The organism is Burkholderia sp. AW49-1, assembly GCF_053427845.1.
Genome location: NZ_JBSAXF010000001.1, coordinates 220,297 through 242,612, shown reverse-complemented (window position 1 = coordinate 242,612; position 22,316 = coordinate 220,297). Strand labels below are relative to the sequence as shown.

23 protein-coding genes are annotated in these 22,316 nt (G+C 68.2%); 18 read left to right on the top strand and 5 right to left on the bottom strand.

Translation table 11 applies throughout. The features are described 5' to 3' along the window. Positions 1-4 precede the first annotated feature (4 nt). The 6 genes from ACV22W_RS01020 (at position 5) to ACV22W_RS00995 (ending at position 2,929) form a co-directional block, all read left to right on the top strand. Positions 5-1,207: an amino acid aminotransferase gene (locus ACV22W_RS01020; protein ID WP_059819044.1), complete on the top strand. Its 1,203-nt coding sequence runs from the start codon at positions 5-7 to the stop codon at positions 1,205-1,207. Between the two features lie 130 nt (positions 1,208-1,337). Further along, positions 1,338-1,736, top strand: a complete 399-nt coding sequence (locus ACV22W_RS01015; protein WP_175907006.1) for a DUF488 domain-containing protein — start codon at positions 1,338-1,340, stop codon at positions 1,734-1,736. 115 nt (positions 1,737-1,851) lie between these two features. Next, positions 1,852-2,142 carry a DUF1488 family protein gene (locus ACV22W_RS01010; protein ID WP_059525369.1) on the top strand — a complete coding sequence of 97 codons (291 nt, stop codon included), beginning with the start codon at positions 1,852-1,854 and terminating at the stop codon, positions 2,140-2,142. 16 nt (positions 2,143-2,158) lie between these two features. Next, positions 2,159-2,398 carry a UDP-glucose 4-epimerase gene (locus ACV22W_RS01005; RefSeq protein ID WP_448017335.1) on the top strand — a complete coding sequence of 80 codons (240 nt, stop codon included), beginning with the start codon at positions 2,159-2,161 and terminating at the stop codon, positions 2,396-2,398. Next, positions 2,395-2,556: a hypothetical protein gene (locus tag ACV22W_RS01000; RefSeq protein ID WP_448017334.1), complete on the top strand. Its 162-nt coding sequence runs from the start codon at positions 2,395-2,397 to the stop codon at positions 2,554-2,556. The genes ACV22W_RS01005 and ACV22W_RS01000 overlap by 4 nt, the downstream gene beginning before the upstream one ends. 19 nt (positions 2,557-2,575) lie before the next feature. After that, on the top strand, positions 2,576-2,929 hold the full coding sequence (locus ACV22W_RS00995) for a metal ABC transporter ATPase (RefSeq protein WP_448017333.1): 354 nt from the start codon (positions 2,576-2,578) through the stop codon (positions 2,927-2,929). 18 nt (positions 2,930-2,947) lie between these two features. On the opposite strand, the gene ACV22W_RS00990 is transcribed toward ACV22W_RS00995, so the two are convergent. From ACV22W_RS00990 to lhpI, 3 genes are all read right to left on the bottom strand, one after another. Further along, the gene (locus ACV22W_RS00990; protein ID WP_448017332.1) at positions 2,948-3,727 is read right to left on the bottom strand and encodes a helix-turn-helix domain-containing protein; all 780 of its coding nucleotides are present in this window, start codon (positions 3,725-3,727) and stop codon (positions 2,948-2,950) included. A 17-nt stretch (positions 3,728-3,744) separates the two neighbouring features. Continuing rightward, positions 3,745-4,152 carry a response regulator transcription factor gene (locus ACV22W_RS00985; protein ID WP_448017331.1) on the bottom strand — a complete coding sequence of 136 codons (408 nt, stop codon included), beginning with the start codon at positions 4,150-4,152 and terminating at the stop codon, positions 3,745-3,747. Positions 4,153-4,334: 182 nt separating this feature from the next. Next, complete coding sequence (gene lhpI / locus ACV22W_RS00980; RefSeq protein WP_448017330.1) at positions 4,335-5,270, bottom strand: bifunctional Delta(1)-pyrroline-2-carboxylate/Delta(1)-piperideine-2-carboxylate reductase; 936 nt, start codon at positions 5,268-5,270, stop codon at positions 4,335-4,337. Between the two features lie 266 nt (positions 5,271-5,536). Here lhpI and ACV22W_RS00975 point away from each other — a divergent pair, with 266 nt between their 5' ends. The 7 genes from ACV22W_RS00975 (at position 5,537) to ACV22W_RS00945 (ending at position 13,598) form a co-directional block, all read left to right on the top strand. Then, on the top strand, positions 5,537-6,274 hold the full coding sequence (locus ACV22W_RS00975; protein WP_448017329.1) for a FadR/GntR family transcriptional regulator: 738 nt from the start codon (positions 5,537-5,539) through the stop codon (positions 6,272-6,274). Positions 6,275-6,396: 122 nt separating this feature from the next. Then, a complete protein-coding gene (locus ACV22W_RS00970) occupies positions 6,397-7,518 on the top strand; it encodes a branched-chain amino acid ABC transporter substrate-binding protein (RefSeq protein ID WP_059450263.1) in 1,122 nt (373 codons plus the stop codon). Between the two features lie 55 nt (positions 7,519-7,573). Beyond that, the gene (lhpH, locus tag ACV22W_RS00965; protein ID WP_448017328.1) at positions 7,574-8,581 is read left to right on the top strand and encodes a trans-3-hydroxy-L-proline dehydratase; all 1,008 of its coding nucleotides are present in this window, start codon (positions 7,574-7,576) and stop codon (positions 8,579-8,581) included. Positions 8,582-8,778: 197 nt separating this feature from the next. Then, positions 8,779-11,364, top strand: coding sequence for a penicillin-binding protein 1A (locus ACV22W_RS00960; RefSeq protein WP_448017327.1), 2,586 nt, complete (start codon positions 8,779-8,781; stop codon positions 11,362-11,364). Between the two features lie 76 nt (positions 11,365-11,440). After that, positions 11,441-12,316: a PilZ domain-containing protein gene (locus ACV22W_RS00955; RefSeq protein ID WP_448017326.1), complete on the top strand. Its 876-nt coding sequence runs from the start codon at positions 11,441-11,443 to the stop codon at positions 12,314-12,316. Between the two features lie 276 nt (positions 12,317-12,592). After that, positions 12,593-12,922, top strand: a complete 330-nt coding sequence (locus tag ACV22W_RS00950) for a DUF4148 domain-containing protein (protein ID WP_448017325.1) — start codon at positions 12,593-12,595, stop codon at positions 12,920-12,922. A 271-nt stretch (positions 12,923-13,193) separates the two neighbouring features. Continuing rightward, on the top strand, positions 13,194-13,598 hold the full coding sequence (locus ACV22W_RS00945; RefSeq protein WP_448017324.1) for a lysozyme inhibitor LprI family protein: 405 nt from the start codon (positions 13,194-13,196) through the stop codon (positions 13,596-13,598). A 51-nt stretch (positions 13,599-13,649) separates the two neighbouring features. On the opposite strand, the gene ACV22W_RS00940 is transcribed toward ACV22W_RS00945, so the two are convergent. Together ACV22W_RS00940 and ACV22W_RS00935 are read right to left on the bottom strand one after the other, a co-directional pair. Then, positions 13,650-14,297 (bottom strand): response regulator, encoded by a 648-nt coding sequence (locus ACV22W_RS00940; protein WP_059467935.1) that lies wholly within the window; start codon positions 14,295-14,297, stop codon positions 13,650-13,652. Continuing rightward, on the bottom strand, positions 14,294-16,390 hold the full coding sequence (locus tag ACV22W_RS00935; protein WP_448017323.1) for a PAS domain S-box protein: 2,097 nt from the start codon (positions 16,388-16,390) through the stop codon (positions 14,294-14,296). The genes ACV22W_RS00940 and ACV22W_RS00935 overlap by 4 nt, the downstream gene beginning before the upstream one ends. A 319-nt stretch (positions 16,391-16,709) precedes the next feature. Here ACV22W_RS00935 and ACV22W_RS00930 point away from each other — a divergent pair, with 319 nt between their 5' ends. The 5 genes from ACV22W_RS00930 to ACV22W_RS00910 all read left to right on the top strand — a co-directional run bounded on the left by ACV22W_RS00930 (position 16,710) and on the right by ACV22W_RS00910 (position 22,268). Then, positions 16,710-17,180, top strand: coding sequence for a universal stress protein (locus ACV22W_RS00930; RefSeq protein ID WP_448017322.1), 471 nt, complete (start codon positions 16,710-16,712; stop codon positions 17,178-17,180). Positions 17,181-17,558: 378 nt separating this feature from the next. Then, positions 17,559-18,065, top strand: a complete 507-nt coding sequence (locus ACV22W_RS00925) for a cupin domain-containing protein (RefSeq protein WP_448017321.1) — start codon at positions 17,559-17,561, stop codon at positions 18,063-18,065. Positions 18,066-18,231: 166 nt separating this feature from the next. Continuing rightward, the gene (locus ACV22W_RS00920; protein WP_448017320.1) at positions 18,232-19,257 is read left to right on the top strand and encodes a DedA family protein/thiosulfate sulfurtransferase GlpE; all 1,026 of its coding nucleotides are present in this window, start codon (positions 18,232-18,234) and stop codon (positions 19,255-19,257) included. A gap of 440 nt (positions 19,258-19,697) precedes the next feature. Beyond that, positions 19,698-21,080 carry an amino acid permease gene (locus ACV22W_RS00915; RefSeq protein WP_448017319.1) on the top strand — a complete coding sequence of 461 codons (1,383 nt, stop codon included), beginning with the start codon at positions 19,698-19,700 and terminating at the stop codon, positions 21,078-21,080. 252 nt (positions 21,081-21,332) lie between these two features. After that, positions 21,333-22,268 (top strand): universal stress protein, encoded by a 936-nt coding sequence (locus ACV22W_RS00910; RefSeq protein WP_448017318.1) that lies wholly within the window; start codon positions 21,333-21,335, stop codon positions 22,266-22,268. Positions 22,269-22,316: the final 48 nt, after the last annotated feature.

Below are 22,316 nucleotides of genomic sequence, written 5' to 3'. Positions count from 1 at the left end.
AGCCATGTTCGAACACATCGACGCGTACCCGGGCGATCCGATCCTGACGCTCAACGAGAACTTCCAGAAAGATCCGCGCGATCAGAAGGTCAACCTGAGCATCGGCATCTATTTCGATGCCGAAGGCCGGATTCCCGTGATGGGTGCCGTGCGCGAAGCCGAAACCGCGCTGCAGCGCGACCTCGGCCCGAAGCCCTACCTGCCGATGGTCGGCCTTGCCGCGTATCGCGACGCCGTGCAGGCGCTCGTGTTCGGCGCCGATCACCCGGCGCGTGCGGCCGGCCGCATCGCGACCGTGCAGACGCTCGGCGGCTCGGGCGCGCTGAAGGTGGGCGCCGATTTCCTGAAGCGCTACTTCCCGGATGCGCAGGTGTGGCTCAGCGACCCGAGCTGGGAGAACCACCGCTTCATCTTCGAGCGCGCGGGCTTCACGGTGAACACGTACCCGTACTACGACGAAGCGACGGGCGGCCTGAAGTTCGACGCGATGCTCGCGGCGATCGACGCGCTGCCGGCGCGCAGCATCGTGCTGCTGCACGCGTGCTGCCATAACCCGACCGGTGTCGATCTCGACGAAGGCCAGTGGGAGAAGCTGATCGACGTGATCGAGGCGCGCGGGCTGCTGCCGTTCGTCGACATGGCGTACCAGGGCTTCGGCGCGGGCCTCGACGCGGACGCGTTCGCGGTGCGCGAACTGGCGCGCCGCGGCGTGCCGACGCTCGTCGCGAACTCGTTCTCGAAGAACTTCTCGCTGTACGGCGAGCGCGTCGGCGGCCTGAGCGTCGTCTGCGAGGATGCGGCCGCGGCCGAGCGCGTGCTGGGCCAGCTGGCCGGCGCGGTGCGCTCGAACTACAGCAATCCGCAAACCTACGGCGCGAAGGTCGTGGCGACCGTGCTCAACACGCCCGCGTTGCGCAAGCAGTGGGAAGAAGAGCTCGCCGCGATGTGCCGCCGCATCGCGCGGATGCGCCAGTCGATCCACGACGGCCTGCGCGACCACGTCAGCGGCGAAGCACTGACGCGTTACGTGAAACAGCGCGGGATGTTCACGTACACGGGCCTGACCGAATCACAGGTCGAAGCGCTGCGCGAAGTGCACGGCGTGTACATCCTGCGATCGGGGCGCATGTGCGTCGCGGGGCTGAACGATTCGAACGTCGGCATCGTCGCGGACGCGATCGGCAAGGTGCTGAAGAGCGGCGTCTGAGGGCGCGCCCGCGGGCGCACGATCGCATTGCCGAAACCGGCTGTCTCTCTCGTGGAGGCAGCCGGTTTTTTCTTGCGCGGCTGCGGCGCGGCGGTACGATGGTGGATCGAACGCATGACGAAGGAGCGGCATGGCTATTCGAATCGTACGGCTCGGCACGCCGCGCGCGGCCGGCGAGGGCCTGAGGATCGGCACGGTGCGGCGACCGCCGCGTGGCGTACCGAAGGCGGAATTCGCATCGCGCGACTACTATGATGTATGGCTGCCGACGCTGTCGCCGAGCCCCGAGCTGGTCGCGCAGGCGCAGGCCGCCGAAACCGACGCCGAATGGCGCGCGTTCACGCGCCACTTCCGCGCGGAGATGGCGCATGGCGACGCGCCGAAGGTGCTGGACCTGCTCGCCGCGCTGTCGGCGACGAGCGCGTTTTCGATCGGCTGCTACTGCGAGGACGAGCGCCGCTGCCATCGCAGCGTGCTGCGCGAATTGCTCGCGGAGCGCGGCGCGGCGCTCGACACGGATGCGGGCTGAACCCCGTCGGGCGGCGCGACGGTGAGCCGCCTCGTGCGGCGCAGCGAGCCGGTTGACGTGGGTCAAGCGTGCGGCGGCGTGGGCCGTTATGCTCACGTCATGAATCGTCCCGACGATGACAGGCGGACAGATGCAGATAGCCTTTCCACCGGAACCGCCCGAATATTGCGCACGCGATCTGGTCGTCGCGTTTTCGGCACTGGTCGACGGACGCTGCGTGCAGTGCGCGATCACGGCCGAAGCGCTGGAAGACCATTTCGGCGCGCCGTCGCTGCTCGAACGGGATTTGCTGCACGCGTTCGAAGCGCACCGGTCGGCGATCGAGGCGATGGCGCGACGGATGCTCGACGAAATCGGCGGCCGGCCGGTGTTGCTGCACAGCGGTCACTTCCGGATGGATGACTGATACCGCAGGAGGATGCATGACACTGCAAGGCACGATTCATGAACGCGACTGGTCGGTCGAGATCGAGACGCGGCAGTGCGAATCCGGCGAATTCCGGTGCCGCGTGACGGTCGAGCATGGCACCGGGCCGGCGCGTTTTCACCACACGTTCGAGCACAGCCATGCGTACCCGACCGAGCACGAGGCGGCGATCGAAGGGTTGCGGGCCGGCATGACATGGATCGAAATGAAGGCGTCGCAGACATTCAACGTATGAACCGCATCGTGCCGATGGATGCGCGGTGCGACGCTGCCAGGGCAATAATCGTCGCGGCCGTCATCGCGCTGCGTGAAGCAGGATCGAGCCACACGCGGGACGCCAAGGCACGAAAGCACAGAAACACAGGAACGGGCAACGCCGTCGACGAGCGGTGACCCCGTCGGGAGGAGCGCCATGGGCGTGGGCATGCAGATCGTCTGCGTCGGATTCGCGGGTTCCGCCGCACTGGAAGCAGAAGCAGGGGTGCAGCTGGTGCGGCTGGAACGATTCCGCGCACGGCTGGAGGATTGCCGTCTGGTGATCGAATCGCGCCCGCGCGTGGATGGCGGCCGGACCTACGACGTGCGGCTCGAGATGGCCGTGCGCGGCCGCTCGCCGGTATCGCTGCCGTGCGGCACCGGCGACGACCTGATCGAAGTGCTTGATCGCGTGTTCACGCTGGCCGAGCAGACACTGTCCGCAGGGCAAGCGGGCGAATCCGAAGCGGTCGCACTGCACGGGGCTACGCCAGGCGCCACCGCGCAATGACGCGCGCCGCGCCGGACGTCACACCTGCGCGAGCGCCTGTGCGTCGATGATCCGCACGCGCTTGCCGCGCGTTTCGACGAGTGAATCCCGATGGAATCGCGAGAACATCCGGCTGACGGTCTCGAGCTTCATGCCGAGGTAGCAGCCGATCTCCTCGCGCGTCATCCGCAGGTTGAATTCCGATGCCGAATAACCGCGCGCCTCGAAGCGCGACGACAGGTTCAGCAGGAAATGCGCGACGCGCTGCTCGGCCGACATGGTGCCGAGCAGCAGCATCTGGCTCGACTCGCGGACGATTTCGCTGCTCAGCATCTGGTAGAGGAAATGCTGCATCGGCTTCATTTCGCGGCACGCCGCCTCGAGTGCGCCGAACGGGATGACGCACACGACGCTGTCCTCGAGCGCGATCGCATCGCAGCAGTGCTGGCCGCCGCCGATGCCGTCCATGCCGAGGGTTTCACCGGCGATCTGGAAGCCGGTCACGTGCTCGCGGCCGTCGCGATGCATCATCACCGTCTTGAACGAGCCCGCGCGCACGGCGTAGATGCTGTGAAACGGATCGTCGGTTCGGAACAGCGCGTCGCCCTGGCGAACCTGGCGCGTCGAACAGATGATCGCGTCCAGTCGGCCGTATTCGGCGGCGGTCAGGTGCGGCGGCAGGCACAGCGAGCGCATCAGGCAGGCCGAGCAGCGTGCGGCAGGGTGCTTCACGCCGTCGTTACGTGAGACCGCGGGAAGCGGAATCGTTGGCCGAGGCGCGACGAATGGGGTGGCGGCGCAGGCGGTGGCTGTGGACATGAGTCACTCCGGCTCGGTCAGGGGTGGTGCGCACGAGCGCGCACCAGTGATTCGATGACGTGGCATGCGGCGTCGAATTCGGCGGTCTTGTCGAAGAAGTAGTCGGCTCCCGCCGTCGCGCATGCCTCCCTGAATGCCGGCGCCGAATGGTTCGTCAGCACGATCGTGACGATCCGTGGCACGGCCTTCGACAGCATGCCGATCAGGTCGAGACCACCGCCGTCGGCGAGCCGGAGGTCGACGATCACGACGTCCGCGTGGCTGCCGCGGATGTGCGTCAATGCGTCCTCGCCGTCTTCCGCTTCGCCGACAACCACGACACCGCGGATCGCGCCGACGAGCAGCGCGATCCGTTGCCGGACGGCAATGGCGTGATCGACGAGAAACACCCGGAGTGCGACGGCGGGCGACAGGCTGGCATTCATGCCGGCAGTATCGTGTTGCGCCGCCGAAAATGAAATCGGCCGAACTGGAAGTTTGTGTAGGCCGCTGCGACGCGTTGTAGGGCGTTTCCTACAACGCGTACGGGAAAGAGGCGAGGTCGTGTGCAGGCGACATCGGGTGCGGCCCGCGCAGGGGGGCGGATCCGGGGGCCACCGCCGCGGAATCAGCCGGCCGCGCGCGCGTCCAGCGCGTCGCGGGCCGTGCGGCACGCGGCCAGATCCCATGCGGCGCAGCCGACCGTTTTGAACAGCAGCGGCCCGCTGCGTTCGAACGTGCCGCGCAGCACGTCGGCGAGCGACGCGACCTGCCGCCAGTCGACTTGCGCGACGATCAGGTCGCCGGCCTCGTGGCGCGCGCCGGCCGGGTCGTCGACGACGAGCCGGCTGTGGCGCACGGTGTCGGCGTCGATCTCGGCGGCATCCGCGGTGAACGCGCCGACGCCGACCACGAGACGGCCTTCGCGCGCCGCTTCGCGATAGACGGGCGTGCGGCTCGTCGTCAGCGTGACGACGACGTCGATCGCATCGGGAATTGCGTCGCCGTCGAGCGGCACGAGCCGTGGCGCCTGCGCGCGATGCGCTGCGCAGAACGCCGCCGCACTGTCGGCGCGCGAGCCACGCACGTGCAGGCGCGCGTCCGGAAAGATCGCCGCGAGCGCTTCCGCGTGATTGGCCGCCTGCTTGCCGGTGCCGATCAGCAGGATGTCGCGCGGCGCGGCGCCGTGCAGCGCCTGGATGCCGAGCGCGGTAATGGCTGCCGTGCGGCGCCCGGTGACCGTCGGGCCGTCGAGCACGAAGCGCAGCGCGCCCGTCGTCGCGTCGTATGCGCTCACCTGGCCGAGGATCGTCGGCAGTCCGCGCGCGCCGTTGCCGGGGCACACGTTCACGAGCTTGTGGCTCGCGAGGTCGCGTGCGCTCGACGGCATCGACAGCATCACGCCGCCCGCCTGCAGCGGCACGACCAGGCGTTCGGGGCTGACGATTTCGCCCGCCGCGTATTCTGCGACGGTGCGTGCGAGCGTGGCGAGCAGCGCGGGGTAGTCGAGCAGCGCGGCCGTTTCGGCGGCGTCGAACGCGGGAATCCGGGAGAGAGCGGTCATCGTGTCGGTCGGTGTTGTGTCGGTGGGCGGGGACGACGTGCGCATGGCGCGCTCGCCCCGGAGGCTGCCGAATATCGAGATGGCAATCATTCTGGATCGAATCTATACCAGTTGCCCGCCGACAGGCAAGCCGGAAAAGCCAGCAGACGGTCGATTTTGGTTCTAATATCCGTCCAGATGGGCGTCGCATACACCGGCGCCGGTATCGCTCCGGTATAGTGCGAACCCGTTTCCCCGTCCACCACCCGACCGGGCAGGAGCCCAAGATGATGTCCGCACGTCCCGAATCGCTCGAAGCCGGTTTCCGGCCGTTGCAGATCTACGAACAGGTCGCCGAGAAGATCCGCGACGAGATCCGCGCGGGGCGCTATGCGGCAGATTCGAGGCTGCCGTCGGAGCGCGAACTCGCGGCGCTGTTCCAGGTCGGCCGGCCGGCCGTGCGCGAGGCGCTCGGCGCGCTGCAGAACGAGGGGCTGGTGTTCACGAAGCGCAATTCGGGCACCTACGTCGTGTCGGCGCCGCTCGACGTGCTCGCGCAGCGCGGCGACACGCACGGCGTGCCCGACGCCGACTTCAGCCCGACGTCGACGCTCGACGTGCGGCTCATCCTCGAGCCGGCGATCGCGCGTCTCGCCGCCGCGCACGGGCGCGCCGATCCCGTCGCCGAAGGCTATCTCGCGCAGATGGAAACCATCGCCGACATCGACGATCCGCAGCAGCGTGCGCTGTGGAACGAGAGCGACCGGTTGTTCCATCGGCAACTCGCGTTGATGACCGGCGACGCGCTGATCGTGAAGATCGCGGAGGAAGTCGCAAAGACGATGGACCAGCCGCTGTGGAAGCGGCTGAAGGACGACGGCATCTACGACGCGGGCCGGATCCGGCTCTACGTGTCCGAGCACCGGCTGATCTACGAGGCGATCGTGTCGGGCGACGCCGACGCGGCCGCCTTCTACGTCGAACAGCACATTCTTCGTGTGCGACGCGACATCACGCCGAAATGACGGGCATCGCGCTAGTCTGGTCTTGAAAGTGACCAGAAGCGCAAAAATCATTTTGAAATTGCTTGAATGAGGACCACTTGTGTCCTACATTGGTTCCACACAAAACCAATCAGGAGACAACCATGCGACACTTCGTTACCGCGCTATCGGTGGCCGTTGCCGCCGGCGCGCTGACTTCCGCGCACGCGCAGGAAGTCGTGATGATCGGCCATTCGGCACCGCTGACCGGCCCGCAGGCCGCGAACGGCAAGGACAATGAAAACGGCGCGCGCCTCGCCGTCGAAGAACTGAACAAGGCCGGCGTGAAGGTGGCCGGCAAGACGGTCACGTTCAAGCTGGTGTCCGAGGACGACCAGGCCGACCCGAAGGCGGGCGTGCAGGTTGCGCAGAACCTGGTCGACAAGGGCGTCGTCGCGGTGCTCGGGCCGTACAACTCGGGCGTCGCAATTCCGGCGTCGCGCGTGTACAGCAACGCGGGCGTGCCGATCCTGCCGGTCGCGTCGAACCCGGCGCTCACGCGGCAGGGCTTCAAGAACATCTTCCGGATCGGCGCGAGCGACGAACAGCTCGGCGGCACGATGGCGACTTTCGCCGCGAAGACGCTGAACGCGAAAACCGCCGCGGTCATCGACGATCGCACCGCGTACGGGCAGGGCGTTGCGGAGCAGTTCATGAACGTCGCGAAGGCGAACGGGATCAAGATCGTCGACCAGGAGTACACGAACTCGTCGGCGACCGATTTCCTCGGCATTCTCACCAAGATCAAGGCCAGCAATCCCGACGTGATCTTCCTCGGCGGTTATGCGGCGCAGGGCGCGCCGATGGCGAAGCAAATGAAGCAGCGCGGGTTGCGCGCGAAGCTGCTCGGCGGCGACGGCATCTGCTCGGCCGACATGGGCAAGGTCGCGGGCGAGGCCGCGTCGATCGTCTACTGCGCGCAGGGCGGCGTCGCGCTCGAGAAGACGCCGGCCGGCCGCGAATTCCTGAAGAAATACCACGACACCTATCACACGGACACGCAGGTCTACGGCGTCAACTACTACGACGGCATGAAGCTGCTCGCCGACGCGATGGTCAAGGCCGGCACGACCACCGACAAGGCGAAGCTGATCGCGCAGCTGGCGAAGTCGAACTACGCGGGCGTTGCGGGCACCTATTCGTTCGACGAACGCGGCGACCTGAAGGGCGCGCCGACCACCGTCTACGTGATCCGCAACGGCCTGCCCGAGCCGTACGCGAAGTAACCGTCACCGGACGGCGCCGCGGCGCCGTCCTTCGTCTTCACGCCTTCGATCCTCCATGAAAATTTCCCGATCCCTTTCCACCGTCGAGGTCCACACCGGCGGCGAAGCGTTCCGCATCGTCACGAGCGGCCTGCCGCGCCTGCCCGGCGACACGATCGTCCAGCGCCGCGCATGGCTCGAGGAGAACGCCGACGAGATCCGCACGGCGCTGATGTTCGAGCCGCGCGGCCACGCCGACATGTACGGCGGCTACCTCACCGAGCCGGTGTCGGCGAACGCGGATTTCGGCGTGATATTCGTGCACAACGAAGGCTACAGCGACCATTGCGGACACGGCGTCATCGCGCTGTCGACCGCCGCGGTCGAGCTCGGCTGGGTGCAGCGCACGGTGCCGGAGACACGCGTCGGCATCGACGCGCCGTGCGGCTTCATCGAGGCATTCGTGAAATGGGACGGCGAGCATGCGGGGCCGGTGCGCTTCGTCAACGTGCCGTCGTTCATCTGGCAGCGCGACGTGTCGGTCGACACGCCGTCGTTCGGCACCGTGACCGGCGACATCGCGTACGGCGGCGCGTTCTATTTCTACGTCGACGGCGCGCCGTTCGACCTGCCGGTGCGTGAAGCGGCGGTGGAAAAGCTGATCCGCTTCGGCGCCGAGGTGAAGGCCGCCGCGAACGCGAAATATCCGGTCGCGCATCCGGAGATCCCCGAAATCAACCATATCTACGGCACGATCATCGCGAACGCACCGCGCCATCCGGACTCGACGCAGGCGAACTGCTGCGTGTTCGCGGATCGCGAGGTCGACCGCTCGCCGACCGGCTCCGGCACCGGCGGGCGCGTCGCGCAGCTGCACCAGCGCGGCCTGCTCGCGGCCGGCGACACGCTCGTCAATGAATCGATCGTCGGCACGGTGTTCAAGGGACGCGTGCTGCGCGAGACGACGGTCGGCGACATCCCGGCCGTGATCCCTGAAGTGGAGGGCAGCGCGCACATCTGCGGGTTCGCGAACTGGATCGTCGACGAGCGCGATCCGCTGACCTACGGTTTTCTCGTGCGCTGAGCGTTCGGCGCACGGGCACCCGGTTGTACCAGGCTTGGCGCGCGTCCCGTTGCGGGCGCGCGCCTTTTTTGTTGTAAAAATGCGCGATCCGGGACCGTTCGCACGGGCCTGGGACGGCCACCAGCCGGTGGGCCGCGCGAGTTTTGGTACGATGCAGCCTTTCCAGCAGATCCCCCACCCGCGTGAATCGCCGAAACGTGTCGTCAGTGCGTGACCTTTGTGCCAAATGGGTCGCGCGCGCCCAACCCGTCGCGGCCGCTGCCGCCGTGCCCGTCAAGCGTGTCCTGGCCATTGCCTGGCACCACCTCCGTCATCCGACGCGCCGTGGCGCGCTGCGCGCGGCCGCCGCCGTGCCGGCGCTGTTCGTGCTGTACGTGCTGGTGCTGATTCCGTTCACGCCCGGCATCGGCGACATCCGCAAGGCGCGCGTCGACCAGCCCGCGCAGGTGCTGTCCGCCGACGGCAAGGTGCTGGCGGAATTCAAGCCGTCGAACCGCGAATGGGTGTCGCTCAAGCAGATTTCGCCGCACATGGTCGACGCGCTGATCGCGACCGAGGATCATCGCTTCTACGAGCACCACGGCCTCGACTGGAAGCGCACGGCGTCGGCCGCGCTCCATACGTTTTCGGGCAGCCGCCAGGGCGGCTCGACGATCACGCAGCAGCTCGCGCGCAACCTGTATCCGGACGAGATCGGCCGCGCGCCGACGCTGACGCGCAAGGTGAAGGAGGCGATCACCGCGCTGAAGATCGAGGCCGTGTACAGCAAGGACCAGATCCTCGAGACCTACCTGAACACGGTGCCGTTCCTGTACAACGCATACGGCGTCGAGATGGCCGCGCGCACCTATTTCGACAAGTCGGCCGACGATCTCGACGTGCTCGACAGCGCGACCCTCGTCGGGATGCTGAAGGGCAACAGCTACTACAACCCAGTGCTGAACCCCGAGCGCGCGCTGCAGCGGCGCAATACGGTGCTCGGCCAGATGGTGAAGTACGGCAAGCTGTCGCCCGCGCAGTTCGCGCAGTTGCAGCGCCGGCCGCTGCGCATCGATTTCGAGCGCCAGAAGGAACCGCCGGGGCCCGCGCCGCACTTCGCGCAGCAACTGCGCAAATGGCTGATCGGCTGGGCCGACCGCAACGACTACAACATCTACTCGGACGGGCTGATCGTGCGCACCACGATCGATTCGCGGCTGCAGCAGATGGCGACCCAGGCGCTGACGCTGCAGGCGAACCAGCTGCAGGGCATCGCGAACAACGCGTGGAGCGGCCGCGACGGCTGCGGCACCGACAACGAAGTGTTCCGCACCTTCATGCGCGAGTCGCCCGAGTACAAGGCCGCGCTGGACGCGGGCAAGAACGATGCCGTCGCGATGAAGCAGCTCGCCGCCGACCGCGGCTTCATGCGCGCGCTGTGCAAGGCGAAGACCGACGTGCAGGCCGGCTTCGTCGCGATCGATCCGCGTGACGGGCAGATTCGCGCGTGGGTCGGCAGCCGCGACTTCACGAACGAGCCGTTCGATCACGTCGCGCAGGCGCGGCGTCAGCCGGGCTCGACCTTCAAGCCGTTCGTCTATGGCGTCGCGTTCGCGAACGGGATGAAGCCGGACGACACCTTCATCGACCAGGCGGTCGAGATTCCGCTGAAGGGCGGCGAGATCTGGCGGCCGAACGACGACGCGCCGCCGTCGGGCAAGCCGATGACGCTGCGCGACGCGGTCGCGCTGTCGCGCAACCGGATCACCGCCCAGGTGATGGAGAAAGTCGGACCGGCGGCGGTGGCGCGGCTCGCGCGCGACATGGGCGTGCGCGAAAGCCCGCTCGAGCGCGTGCCGTCGCTCGCGCTCGGCACGAGCCCGGTGACGCTGAAGGAGATGGTCGCGTCGTACGCGACGATCGCGAACGGCGGCCTGTACGTGGAGCCGCAGATGGTGACGCGCATCGAGAACCGCCAGGGCGACGTGCTCGCCGAGTACGCGCCGGCGCCGCCCGAGCGCGCGCTCGACGCCGAGACCGACAAGACGCTGCTCGGCGTGATGCGCGACGTGGTGACGCGCGGCACCGGCAGCAGCATCCGCACGCGCTTCGGCATTCGCGGCGACGTGGCCGGCAAGACCGGGACCACGCAGGACAACGCGGACGGCTGGTTCATCCTGATGCAGCCCGGGCTGGTGGCCGGCGCGTGGGTCGGCTTCGACGACGGCCGCGTGACGCTGCGCAGCGACTATTGGGGGCAAGGGGCGCACAGCGCGCTGCCAATCGTGGGCGATTTCTTCCAGCGCGCGCAACGTGCCCGGATCGTCGACACGAAGCTGAAATTCGATACCGAGCCGTCGCCCGGCTGGTTCGCGTCGGTGCGCGAACGCGTGACGGATCTGTTCGACGGCTGGTTCGGGCCCGAGCCGAAGCAGGCGCCTGCGCCCGTCAGGACGCAGCGTATCGAGCGGCAGCCGGACGCGGCCGCCGTCGCGGCGTCGGACGCCTCGGCCGCATCGGCTGCATCGGCGCCCGAGGCGGCATCCGGCGGCGTCGTCGAGGAGTGGGTTCCGGCGTCCGAGGTGGCGGCATCGGCCGCCGCGCTGTCGGCGGGCGCGTCGCAACCGCAGGCCGCCCAGCCGCCGGCGACGGGAGGCGGCGCGACGCCTGCGGGCAACACGGGCGGCGGGGGCCTCGGCTCCGCCCCGGCCGCACCTTCGGCCGTGCCGGCTCCGTCGGTGGCGCCGGCCCCGGCGCCGGCCCCGGCGCCGGCTTCGCCCGGCGCGACCAGCGGTTCGGAGTAACGAGACGTTCAGATTCCGCGCGATGCTGCCGTAATACCGTTGTCACGACAGCTCGCGGTCGCTCCGCGCCTTTCCGATGCGGCTCATCACTGATCACGTCGCGCTCGCGCGCAATGACGTCTCCGCCGGCGTCCCGCTCGGCTTCGATCTCTACGATGCGGGCGGCGCCGCGCTGCTGCCCGCCGGCACGACGCTGCACGATCCCGCGCAGCATGCTTTCCTGTTCGATCACTTCCAGCCCGTCCGCCTGCGCGATGACGCCGAGCCCGCCGCGCCGGCATCCGACACCGTGCCGGCGGCCACGCGCATGGGGCTGTCGGCCGGCGCCGCGATCGGCATCCGGCGGCGGGTCGGCGCGACCCGCGTGCTGCAGCGCTGCCGGTTGATCGGAATCGGCGCATCGGGTGCGCTGTTCGTCGAGCCGCAGCCGGCGGTCGTGCTCGACTTTGCTCGCGGCGACGACGTCGAGGCGGTCGCGATCGGCCGGTCGGCGGTGTCGCGTTTCGGTGCGACGGTCGAGGCGGTGCAGGCAGCGGGGGCCGCGCCGTTCATGGTGCTTTCGCCGCCGGGCTTCGTCGACCGGCTGCGCACGCGTGCCGAGCCGCGCGTCCAGGTACGGATCGCGGCCCGCTGCACGGGCGGGCCGATGCACGCGGAGGGTATCGGGATCGTTCGCGATCTCAGCCTGAACGGGCTGTCGATCGCGGTCGACCGGGCGCTTGCGGCGGCCGGCGAGCCGTTGCATGTGCAGTTGCCGTATGCGGATGGGGACCGTATCGCGTTGCTCACGCTCGACGGCACGGTGCGAGCGGTGCATGCCGATCCGGCGGTGCCGGGCTGGGCGCTTCACCACGCGGCGTTCGACGAAACGGCTGCCGACGACCGGATTCGCCTCAAGGCGTTGCTGTTCGACCTGTCCATGGGCGCCACGGACGCGGATCAGGTTCGCTGACGCGTTGAACGGGGCAAACGTGGCAGCCGCGGCGCGGTTGCCCAGGGCCCGGCGAGTCGATCGCCCGGGCGAAAGCATGCTGCCGCATATTGGGTTCCGATGCGGCCATAATCCTCTGGCGATTCGGCTGAATGCGCCGCAATTGTATGGATTCGGTCAACAGTGAATTTGCGATTTAAGTATTTACCCTGATAGCCGGGCCTCCTAGACTTTCATTCATGCGCAACGACTACCGAGTCGGAAGCGCCTGACAAGACAATCTGGAGGTAACGCATCATGAAATCGCTGATCAAGGCAGTTGCACTGGCCGCGCTGGTGGCCGCACCGGTCGTCTCGTTCGCCCAATCGAACCAGCAGCCGCTGACGCGCGCGCAAGTGCGTGCGGAGCTGGTCCAGCTCGAGAAGGCCGGCTACAACCCGAACGACTGGATGAACTATCCGGAAAACATCCAGGCCGCACAGGCAAAGATCGCCGCGGCACAGAACACCGGTGCGCAGGCTGATGTAACGGGCTACGGCTCGAACCCGGTCGCGACGTCGCAGTCGGGGCAGCGCGTGAGCGTGCCGGCAGCAGCCGATCGTTCGTCGGTGTACTTCGGTCACTGAGCAAGCCGTTCGCCGCGCGGCCGCCGGGCCGCCTGCAAAGCCGTACCGAAAAGCCTGCACTCGTGACGAGTGCGGGCTTTTTCGCATGCGCGGCACGCGTGGCGCGGGCTGACAATCCATCGCGCGTGCGCTAGCATCGCGGTCGGCATTGCCACGCTGCGGCGGCCGCGACGGAAGTCGCGCCCGTCGGCCGGCGAGGTCGCGCACCGAGGCGCGGCGGCAAGCCCGGCCTCACGTTCCACGACTTCAACGAAAACAAACAGGAGCATCCATGCGTGTCTTGACCGGTCTGCTGTGCGCGCTGGCGCTGACGGCGAACGTTGCCCGTGCGCAGGCGAATTGTGCGGACGCGACGGATCAGGCGGCGATGACGGCGTGCGCCGATCGCGCGTACAAGAAATCCGACGCGGACCTGAATCGCACTTACCAGGCCGTCACCGCACGGCTGCGCGATGCGAAGCCGCTCGCGGAGAAACTCGTGAACGCGCAGCGCGCGTGGATCGCCTACCGCGACGCCGAATGCAGCTTCTCCAGCGCGAACGCCGAAGGCGGCAGCGTGTATCCGATGGTCGTGTCGACCTGCCTCGACGATCTGACCAAGACGCGCAACGAGACGCTGAAGGGTTATCTGTCATGCGAGGAAGGCGACCTGGCTTGCCCGGTGCCGGGGAAGTAAGGCCGTGCAGCGTCCCGCCGGCCCGCACGTCGCGCGGCCGGCACGGTGCGCCTAGACGTCGTCCGTTTCGTCGAGCAGCTTGTGCCGCATCGCGTAGCGGACCAGCGCCGCTTCGTGCGGCATCTGCATCTTTTCGAGAATCCGGGTCTTGTAGGTGCTGACCGTCTTCGCGCTCACGCACAGCGCCTGCGCGATCTCGGTCAGCGTCTGTCCTGCGGCGATCCGGCGGAACACGTCGAACTCGCGATCGGACAGCCGCTGGTGCGGCAGCGTCTCTGCCGGTTCGTTCAGGCTCTGCGCGAACTGCTCGGCCATTGCGAGACTCACGTAGACGCCGCCCGATGCAACCTTGGTCACCGCGCCGACCAGTTCGGCGCTCGCGCTTTCCTTGGTCAGGTAGCCCGACGCGCCGGCGCGGAACGCGCGCACCGCGTATTGCTGCTCCGCATGCATGGTCAGCACGAGCACGCGCAGCGCGGGCTTCTCGTCCTTGATCTGCTTGATCAGTTCGACGCCGTTGCGGCCCGGCATCGACAGGTCGAGCACCAGCACCTGCGCGGGGGTCGAACGAATCAGCGCGATCGTCGACGGCCCGTCGCACGCTTCGCCGGCCACTTCGAATGCGGTAGCGTTCTGGAGAATGTGCCGCAGACCGTCGCGCACGAGCGTGTGGTCGTCGGCGATGAGTACCTTGATCATGTGAGGCTGGTTTCCTGTTGAACGGTGCCGAGCGGGAACGCGACCGTGATCGAGAAACCGCGTGCGAGCGCGGTATCGATCGTCACGCTGCCGCCCAGCATGTGTGCGCGTTCGCGAATACCGATCAGGCCGAACGACTTGTCCTCGTGGGCGGTGCCGCCCGGTGCGGCGCCGCGACCGTTGTCGGCGACGCGCAGCACGCAGAAGCCTTCCTCGATGTCGAGCCGCAGCGCGACGCGCGTCGCGTCCGCATGGCGCGCGACGTTCGTCAGCGCTTCCTGGACGATCCGGAACAGCGTGGTCGCCCCGGTGCTGGTGAACGTGAGTCCGCCCGTTTCGATGTGGCGTTCGACGTCGATGCCGTAGCGGTTCGTGAAGTCGTTCGCCAGCCACTCGATCGCGGGCACGAGGCCGAGATCGTCGAGCATCACGGGGCGCAGGTCGGCTGCGATGCGCCGCACCGACGCGACGGTCGCGTCGATCAGCCTGCGCATGCCCTGCAGTTGCGACAGCACGTCGTCGTCGGGGTGCGCGCGGCTCGGCGCGCGCAGTTGCTGCTCGATGACCGACAGATCCATCTTCAGTGCGGTGAGCTGCTGGCCGAGGTCGTCGTGCAGTTCGCGCGCGATGCGGGTCTTCTCCTCCTCGCGCACGTTCTGCAGGTTCGCCGATAGTTCACGCAGTTCCTCGCGCGACTGCTTCAGCGCATTCTCGGCGCGCTGCCGCTCGGTGATGTCGCGCAGCATCACCGTATAGAGCTTGCCCGACGCGTCGCGAATCTGAGAGATCGACGCCTCGATCGGGAATTCCTCGCCGTTGCCGCGCAGCCCGAACAGCACGCGCTGACGGCCCATCTGCCGCTCGGACACGCCCGTCACGCCGAACTGGTCGACGTGCTTCGCATGCGCGGCACGAAACCGCTCGGGGATGAAGCGCGACAGCGGCGCGCCGATCGCCTCCATCGCCGACACGCCGAATACCTGTTCGGCCATCGGGTTGAAGATCACGACCGTCTGCTTTTCGTCGATCGTGATGATCGCTTCCATCGACGAACGGATGATGCCCATCATCCGCGCCTCGTTCAGGATGCCGCGGCTGCTGGCGCCCGTATCGGCGGTGCCGGCGCGGCCGCGCAGCAACGCATGGACGAGTGCCGCGAACGCGAACGACGCGATCAACCCTGCGGCAAGCACCGTGCCCGCCGCGCGCTGCGCGCCGGTCGCGCTCGGGCGGCCATCCGCGGAATAGGCGAGCGTCAGCACGGTCCCGCCGAAATTCAGCTGGTCGGTGCGCCGCATCAGGTCGGGCGACGCGGACGCCTCGTCGGTCGTCGTCTCGGCGCTCGCGATCGGCCGAGGATCGTCGCCGGCGCTGATCCGCAGGTCGAGCCCGCGTTCCGCGTCGAGCGCGCGCTCGATCAGGCGATTCGGGCTCACTTGCGCGAACAGCACGCCGTCGGCGCCGGCCTGCGTGGCGGCCGTGCGCTGTGAAGGCGTCGCGGGCAGGAACAGCGTGAGGGTGCGCGCATCGCGGGATGTGTCGTCGTCGGCCGAATGGATGCCGAGTGCGACATCGCCGGTTCGCAGTGCGCGCGCGAGCGGGGCTTGATCGGGCGCGCCGAAGCGCACGCCGGCCGAGCTCGACGCCGGCGCGCCGAGCGTCGCCACCGCGAGCGGGCCGGCCGGCATCGGCGCGTGGCCGGTGAGTGCGCTGCGCGCCGCGGGCGACAGCGGCGCGTAGCCGAACTGCCGGATCGGCGAACGCCCGCTGTCGATCTCGAGCGTGTCGGCATAGCGGCGCCATTGCTCGGGCGTCATCTGCGGCGCGAGCGCGAACGCGCCGCGCGTGCTTTCGAGCACGGCGACGCCGGCTTGCAGCTCGTGGCGCAGCATTGCCGTCACGTGCGTCGAGCGTCGCTCGAAGCGCGTATGGACGGCGCCTTGCCACTGCTCGCGGACGAGCAGCGCGACGCCGAGCGACAGCGCCGCGCCGGCGAACAGCGTAACGACGCCAGCCGCGAGCGGCTGGCGTAACATGATCTGGAAGCGCGTGGGCCCTCGGGCGTCACGCGGCGGGGTTCCACTGGCGGTCATTCGATGGCCATTCTGGTGTCGGGGCCACCCGTGGCACTCGGGCGGTGCGGCATAACCGGGAAAAATCGCACCGGCCACGTGCGGCGTCTATTTTCAAGATGAAATTGTGCGCGTTTTACACGTTTTTTGTAATAGGGTCAGCTAAAAATGAGATAGCCGGGCGGTGCAGCGGGCGTCCCGGCCTCGATTGACACGCGTCAACCGGCGTATCGGCACGTGGGGCAGACTGTTCGGCAGGCGAGCCGGCATCGGGCCGGCTTGCGGTGACGGGGGCGTCGTTCGCGCGATGCGCGACGAGCGCCCGGTCGGAGGACGGACCATGTACAAGCGGATTTTCGTCGGGCTCGATGGCAGCCCGAGTGCGCGTCTCGCGCTGAACGAAGCGATCAGGATCGCGGCGGCGTCCGGCGGCGAGGTCACGTGCGCGTATGTCGTCGAGCACCGGCCGCAGCTCGTCGACGTCGATGCGGGCTTCGCGGCCGAACACGACGGCGACGCGGCGGCAACCGATGCGGCGACGCCCGTGCTCGACGATGCGAAGGCGGCGCTCGCGCAGCGGCACGTGCAGGGCACCGTGCGCGCGCTCGACGCGTACGGCGAGGACATCGCCGCGGTGCTGATGCGCACGGCGGCCGAGGCCGGCGCCGATCTGATCGTGATGGGCACGAGCGGGCGGCACGGCCTGCGCCGGCTGCTGCTCGGCAGTGTCGCGGAATCGCTGCTGCGCGCGGCCGACCGGCCCGTGCTGCTGGTGCGCCACGACGAGCCGGCCGCGGCGGCATCCGCGTGACGGGGCGGTGCGGCGTCGCGCCGTGAGCGGCGGGCAGGCGGCCGCCGCGCGGATGGCGGTGCGATGGCGGTGCGATGGCGGTGCGATGGCGGGCGCGGCGGTGCGTCCGCTGCATCGATCGACGCGCGGCCGAAATCTGGCGTCGCGACATCGCTACGGTGTGACCGCGTGGCGTGGGTTGCATCGCGGCCCCCACTTCTGGCAGCATCGGCCGGTGTTCGCTTCATCGTCGCGCGCCGCGTTTCGCGCGCGATTCAGTCGCCGTGTGCATGGTCGCGGCGACCGACGCAGCGGCACGCGACGTCGGCCGACGGGATTCCCGAACGGCCGGGCCGTGTGTCGCGTGCCCGGTTCATTCCTTCACCGACGTCATCCACCATGCCGATCTCCGCCGCCGACCTGATTCACCAGTTCGATCTGCAACCGCACCCCGAGGGCGGCTATTTCCGGGAAACCTACCGCGCGGCCGACACCGTCGTGCGTCCGGCCGACGGCGCGCCGCGTGCGGCGTCGACCGCGATCTACTACCTGTTGTGCGACGGCGCGTATTCGTCGTGGCACCGGATCCGTTCCGACGAGGTGTGGCATTTCTACGCGGGCGACCCGCTCGAAGTGTGGGTGCTCGACGAGCACGACGGCCTGACGATCCACCGGCTCGGCAACCCGCTCACGCATCCCGGCACCGTATTCCAGGCGGTCGTGCGGGCCGGGCGCTGGTTCGGCGCGCGCTGCGCGTCGCCGGAGCACGTCGCGCTCGTCGGCTGCACGGTCGCGCCGGGGTTCGAGTTCGCGGAATTCGAACTCGCGGACGCGACGGCGCTGGCCGCCGCGTTCCCCGACTACGCGGAATACGTCGCGGGGCTCGCGCAACGCCCCGACGCGTGAGCGCGGCGGCCGCCTCGGACCGCAACCGTTCCGCGCGAGCCCGGCCAAACCCGTTTAGAATGCACGACGGTGCAGGATCGGCCGCGGACGTGCCGCGGCGGTCGCTGCCAGCCGTATCGACGGCCGCCTCCGTCGCACGGTCAGCACGTCTTCCAGGAGCGCCGCCGTGTGGCACTTTCCCATTGCGATTCCCTCGTCGCTCGGCCCGTGGGCCGTGTTCGCGAGCGTACTGATCACGCAGCTCGGCGTGCCGGTGCCGGCCGTGCCGATGCTGATTCTCGGCGGTACGATGGCGGCAATGGGGCAGGCGTCCTGGACGAGCATGTTCGCGGCGGCGATCGGTGCGACGATGCTTGCCGATTCGCTGTGGTTCTTCATGGGCCGCACGCGCGGCCGGCGCTTGCTGAACGGGCTCGTGCGATTCTCGCTGTCGCTCGACACGACGCTGCGCTTCGCGCGTAACGTATTCGAAAGATACGGCGCACCGCTGCTCGTCCTCTCCAAGTTCCTGCCGGGCCTCGGCCTCGTGTCGGCGCCGTTGCTCGGCACGACCGCGATCGGCATCGGCGTGTTCCTGTTCTGGGATCTGGCCGGCGCGTCGCTGTGGGCTGCGTTCTGGCTCGTCGGCGGTGCGGCCGTGCACGACCAGATCGTGCAGTTCGTGCTGTGGGTGCGTGCGAGCGGCGGCACGATCCTCGACGCGTTCCTCGCGATCTTCATCACGTTCCTGCTGTACCGCTGGGTGCGCCGCGTGCAGTTCCGCCGCTACCTCGCGCAGGTGCGCATCACTCCGCCGCAACTCGTCGAAATGATGACGTCGAACGAGCCGCCGCTGATCTTCGATGCGCGGCCGCGCGCGATTCGCGAACGCGAGCCGTATCGGATCGCCGGCGCGGTGCCGGTCGATCTCGATTCGCCGGACCTGCTGGATCCGGAGCTGCTGAAGCGGCCGATCGTCGTGTATTGCGTGTGCCCGAACGAGGCGACGGCGAAGCGTCTGATCGCGAAGATGCAGCGCAAGAAGATGATCCACAATATCCGCGCGCTGAAGGGCGGCCTCGATGCGTGGGAAAAGCACGGCTACCCGGTCGAGCCGCTGCCGGCCGATCTCGATTCATCGAGGTATTTCGTGCGGCCGGAACATGCGGCGCTCGCAGGCGAATATACGGTGCGGGCGACATTGTCGAAATAAATCGTGCGCGGAATGCCGCGCACATTCCGATTTCGCCTCTGCTTTCACGCATCGCATTCCCGCTAAAATCGGCTGGCGTGAAGCCACCGATTATTCTTATAATCCCGCCTGCATATTGCGTGCGCCTGATTGCGCACATTCGACGTGAGTTCGTTCGCACCGAAAGCGATTGATCCCGTTGCCGCCCGTCACACGCACAGCCGCGTCGCACGGGCTAGACGGGCGTATTCCGTGAAAGACCCGATCCGTTTTCCGGATTGTTCCGGAAAATGCCGATAATCAACGGCGATTCCAATCGGAGTGACGCAGTATCCGCAACGTTTTTCATCCGGAAAACGCTGGCGGGATTTTTCGTTTTCGGTTTGCCGGTATCGGCATGAACGGCCACGCATTGACATCGACAATGACGGCGGCCCGTTCGCGGCTGCCAGGAGACGGACTTGAAACAACCAGAAGACCAGCTGCACCGCGGGCTGGAAGAGCGGCACATCAACCTGATGGCGCTCGGCGCGACGATCGGCGTCGGCCTGTTCCTCGGCTCGGCCACCGCGATCCGCACGGCCGGTCCGGCCATCCTGCTGACCTACCTGCTGGGCGGCATCGCGATTTTCCTGATCATGCGCGCGCTCGGCGAAATGGCGATCTCCAATCCGGTCGCCGGCGCGTTCAGCCGCTATGCGCGCGACTACCTCGGCCCGCTCGCGGGCTATCTGACCGGCTGGACCTACTGGTTCGTGTGGATCGTCACCTGCATGGCGGAGATCACCGCGGTCGGCGTCTACATGCACATGTGGTTCCCAGGCGTGCCGAACTGGATCTGGGCGCTCGCGGCGCTCACGGCGATGGGCGCGGTGAACTTCATCGCGGTCAAGCTTTACGGCGAATTCGAGTTCTGGTTCGCGCTGATCAAGATCGTCACGATCGTGCTGATGATCATCGGCGGCGGCCTCATGATCGCATTCGGCATCGGTAACGGCGGCATCGCGACGGGCATCTCGAACCTGTGGGCCCATGGCGGCTTCATGCCGAACGGCATCGACGGGGTCATCGGTGCGCTGCCCATCGTGATGTTCGCGTATCTCGGCGTCGAGATGCTCGGCCTTACGGCCGGCGAAGCGCGCAATCCGGAGAAGTCGCTGACGAAGGCGGTGAACTCGGTATTCTGGCGCGTGCTGATCTTCTACATCGGCGCGCTGTTCGTGATCATGTCGCTCTATCCGTGGGACCAGATCGGCACGCAGGGCAGCCCGTTCGTGATGACGTTCTCGCGGCTCGGGATCCCGGCCGCCGCCGGCATCATCAACTTCGTCGTGCTGACCGCGGCGCTGTCGTCGTGCAACAGCGGCCTGTTCAGCACCGCGCGGATGCTCTACAACCTCGCGCAGCAGGGCCAGGCGCCGGCCAGCCTCGGTCGCGTGAACCGCAACGGCGTGCCGGTGTACGGCGTGGCGGTGTCGGTCGCGCTGCTGCTGATCGGTGTGTTGCTCAACTATCTCGCGCCGCAGCACGTGTTCACGTGGCTGACGTCGGTGTCGACGTTCGGTGCGATCTGGACGTGGTGCGTGATCCTGATCGCGCAGATGCGCTTTCGCCGCACGCTGTCGGCTGACAAGGTCGCGCGCCTGCCGATCCGCGTGCCGTTCTATCCGCTCGGCTCGTTCGTCGCGCTCGGGTTTCTCGCGCTGGTCGTCGTGCTGATGGCATTCACCCCGGACACGCGTGTCGCGCTTGTGATCGGCCCCGCGTGGATCGTGCTGCTCGGCATCGCATACGCGGTGTTCTACGCGAATCGCGCGGGCGCGCCCGCGTCGACGAAGTCGTAAGCAGACCGGGCAAAAGCGGCCGCGCCGCGCGCCGCACGTGTGCGCGCGGCGCATCGCGGCCCGCACGGGCATTGATCGCGATCATGCACGTGCGGGCGGAACGACATATGCTGTTTGAATCGCTTGTCCGCGCTTCGCGTGGCCGCCCGCCGATTCCTGCGACCGCGTCGGCCGTCCGTCCGCCGCGCGCCGCTGCCCGCGCGAAGCTCCGGTCGTCGTCCGCGACGACGCATCCGCCAGGAGACCTTCGCCATGCCATCCAGCCCGACCATCCCGCCGCTCGCCCGAATTTCGCTGGCCGTCGACCTGACGCCGGAGTCGCTGGCCGCCGCGCGCTACATGCGCACGCTGCTGCGCCCCGGCATGCAGGTGCGCATCGTCTGTGCGATCGACAATCCGCGTCTCGTGCTACCCGACATTTCGCGCGTCGACGCGCTGCTGACCTCGGCGCGCGAGGAGATGACGCGCGAAGCGCAGGCGACGCTCGAGCGCATCGCGGCACTCTTCGCCGGGAGCGGCGCGGAGATCGAACAGGTGATCATCGATACGTCGGTCACGGGCGGCACGGTGGCCGATGCACTCGCGAACGACACGTCGGCATCGCACGCCGACGTGCTCGTGGTCGGCGCCAATCCGCACCATGGGCTGCTGCGGCTCGTCGAGGGCGCGGTGTCCGACACGCTGGCCTCGCGCGCACGCTGCGCGCTGCTGATCGTGCCCGCCGACTACACGCGGCCGTCGGAGGGACCGCTGCAACGCCTGATGTTCGCCGTGGACGGCAGCGAGCCGTCGCTGCATGCGGTGCGCGTCGGGCTCGGCTTCGCGGTGCCGACGACGCTGCTGTACGCGGCCTATGTCGTCGATCGGGCGGTTCGTCTGACGGATCTCGTGCCGGTGCGCGCGCTCGAGGATGCGTATCGCGCGGAGGGCGAGGATGCGTTGGCGCGGGTCGGCCCGCTGTTCCATGCAACGGGGAATCCGACCAAGCGCGGCATCGTCGAAACCCGTCCGACCAGCGACGACGTCGCCCATGCGTTGATGCGCGACGCGGTGCACTGGCATGCGGAGCTGCTGGTGGTGGGCACGCACGGTCGGCGCGGCATCGCGGCCTGGCTGATCGGCAGCGTGGCGCGCCGGATCGCGCATCTCGCTCAAGTGCCGGTGCTGCTCGTGCGCGGCGCGGAGTGAATGTCGCGACGCGATGGCGGCGAAGCGGACTTTCGTTGACCTGCATCA

Excerpts from the sequence above, each read along its gene's own strand:
- ACV22W_RS01020 (WP_059819044.1), top strand. The coding sequence starts at position 5 with ATGTTCGAACACATCGACGCGTACCCGGGCGATCCGATCCTGACGCTC.
- ACV22W_RS01015 (WP_175907006.1), top strand. The coding sequence starts at position 1,338 with ATGGCTATTCGAATCGTACGGCTCGGCACGCCGCGCGCGGCCGGCGAG.
- ACV22W_RS01010 (WP_059525369.1), top strand. The coding sequence starts at position 1,852 with ATGACAGGCGGACAGATGCAGATAGCCTTTCCACCGGAACCGCCCGAA.
- ACV22W_RS01005 (WP_448017335.1), top strand. The coding sequence starts at position 2,159 with ATGACACTGCAAGGCACGATTCATGAACGCGACTGGTCGGTCGAGATC.
- ACV22W_RS01000 (WP_448017334.1), top strand. The coding sequence starts at position 2,395 with ATGAACCGCATCGTGCCGATGGATGCGCGGTGCGACGCTGCCAGGGCA.
- ACV22W_RS00995 (WP_448017333.1), top strand. The coding sequence starts at position 2,576 with ATGGGCGTGGGCATGCAGATCGTCTGCGTCGGATTCGCGGGTTCCGCC.
- ACV22W_RS00990 (WP_448017332.1), bottom strand. The coding sequence starts at position 3,727 with ATGTCCACAGCCACCGCCTGCGCCGCCACCCCATTCGTCGCGCCTCGG.
- ACV22W_RS00985 (WP_448017331.1), bottom strand. The coding sequence starts at position 4,152 with ATGAATGCCAGCCTGTCGCCCGCCGTCGCACTCCGGGTGTTTCTCGTC.
- lhpI (WP_448017330.1), bottom strand. The coding sequence starts at position 5,270 with ATGACCGCTCTCTCCCGGATTCCCGCGTTCGACGCCGCCGAAACGGCC.
- ACV22W_RS00975 (WP_448017329.1), top strand. The coding sequence starts at position 5,537 with ATGATGTCCGCACGTCCCGAATCGCTCGAAGCCGGTTTCCGGCCGTTG.
- ACV22W_RS00970 (WP_059450263.1), top strand. The coding sequence starts at position 6,397 with ATGCGACACTTCGTTACCGCGCTATCGGTGGCCGTTGCCGCCGGCGCG.
- lhpH (WP_448017328.1), top strand. The coding sequence starts at position 7,574 with ATGAAAATTTCCCGATCCCTTTCCACCGTCGAGGTCCACACCGGCGGC.
- ACV22W_RS00955 (WP_448017326.1), top strand. The coding sequence starts at position 11,441 with ATGCGGCTCATCACTGATCACGTCGCGCTCGCGCGCAATGACGTCTCC.
- ACV22W_RS00950 (WP_448017325.1), top strand. The coding sequence starts at position 12,593 with ATGAAATCGCTGATCAAGGCAGTTGCACTGGCCGCGCTGGTGGCCGCA.
- ACV22W_RS00945 (WP_448017324.1), top strand. The coding sequence starts at position 13,194 with ATGCGTGTCTTGACCGGTCTGCTGTGCGCGCTGGCGCTGACGGCGAAC.
- ACV22W_RS00940 (WP_059467935.1), bottom strand. The coding sequence starts at position 14,297 with ATGATCAAGGTACTCATCGCCGACGACCACACGCTCGTGCGCGACGGT.
- ACV22W_RS00935 (WP_448017323.1), bottom strand. The coding sequence starts at position 16,390 with ATGACCGCCAGTGGAACCCCGCCGCGTGACGCCCGAGGGCCCACGCGC.
- ACV22W_RS00930 (WP_448017322.1), top strand. The coding sequence starts at position 16,710 with ATGTACAAGCGGATTTTCGTCGGGCTCGATGGCAGCCCGAGTGCGCGT.
- ACV22W_RS00925 (WP_448017321.1), top strand. The coding sequence starts at position 17,559 with ATGCCGATCTCCGCCGCCGACCTGATTCACCAGTTCGATCTGCAACCG.
- ACV22W_RS00910 (WP_448017318.1), top strand. The coding sequence starts at position 21,333 with ATGCCATCCAGCCCGACCATCCCGCCGCTCGCCCGAATTTCGCTGGCC.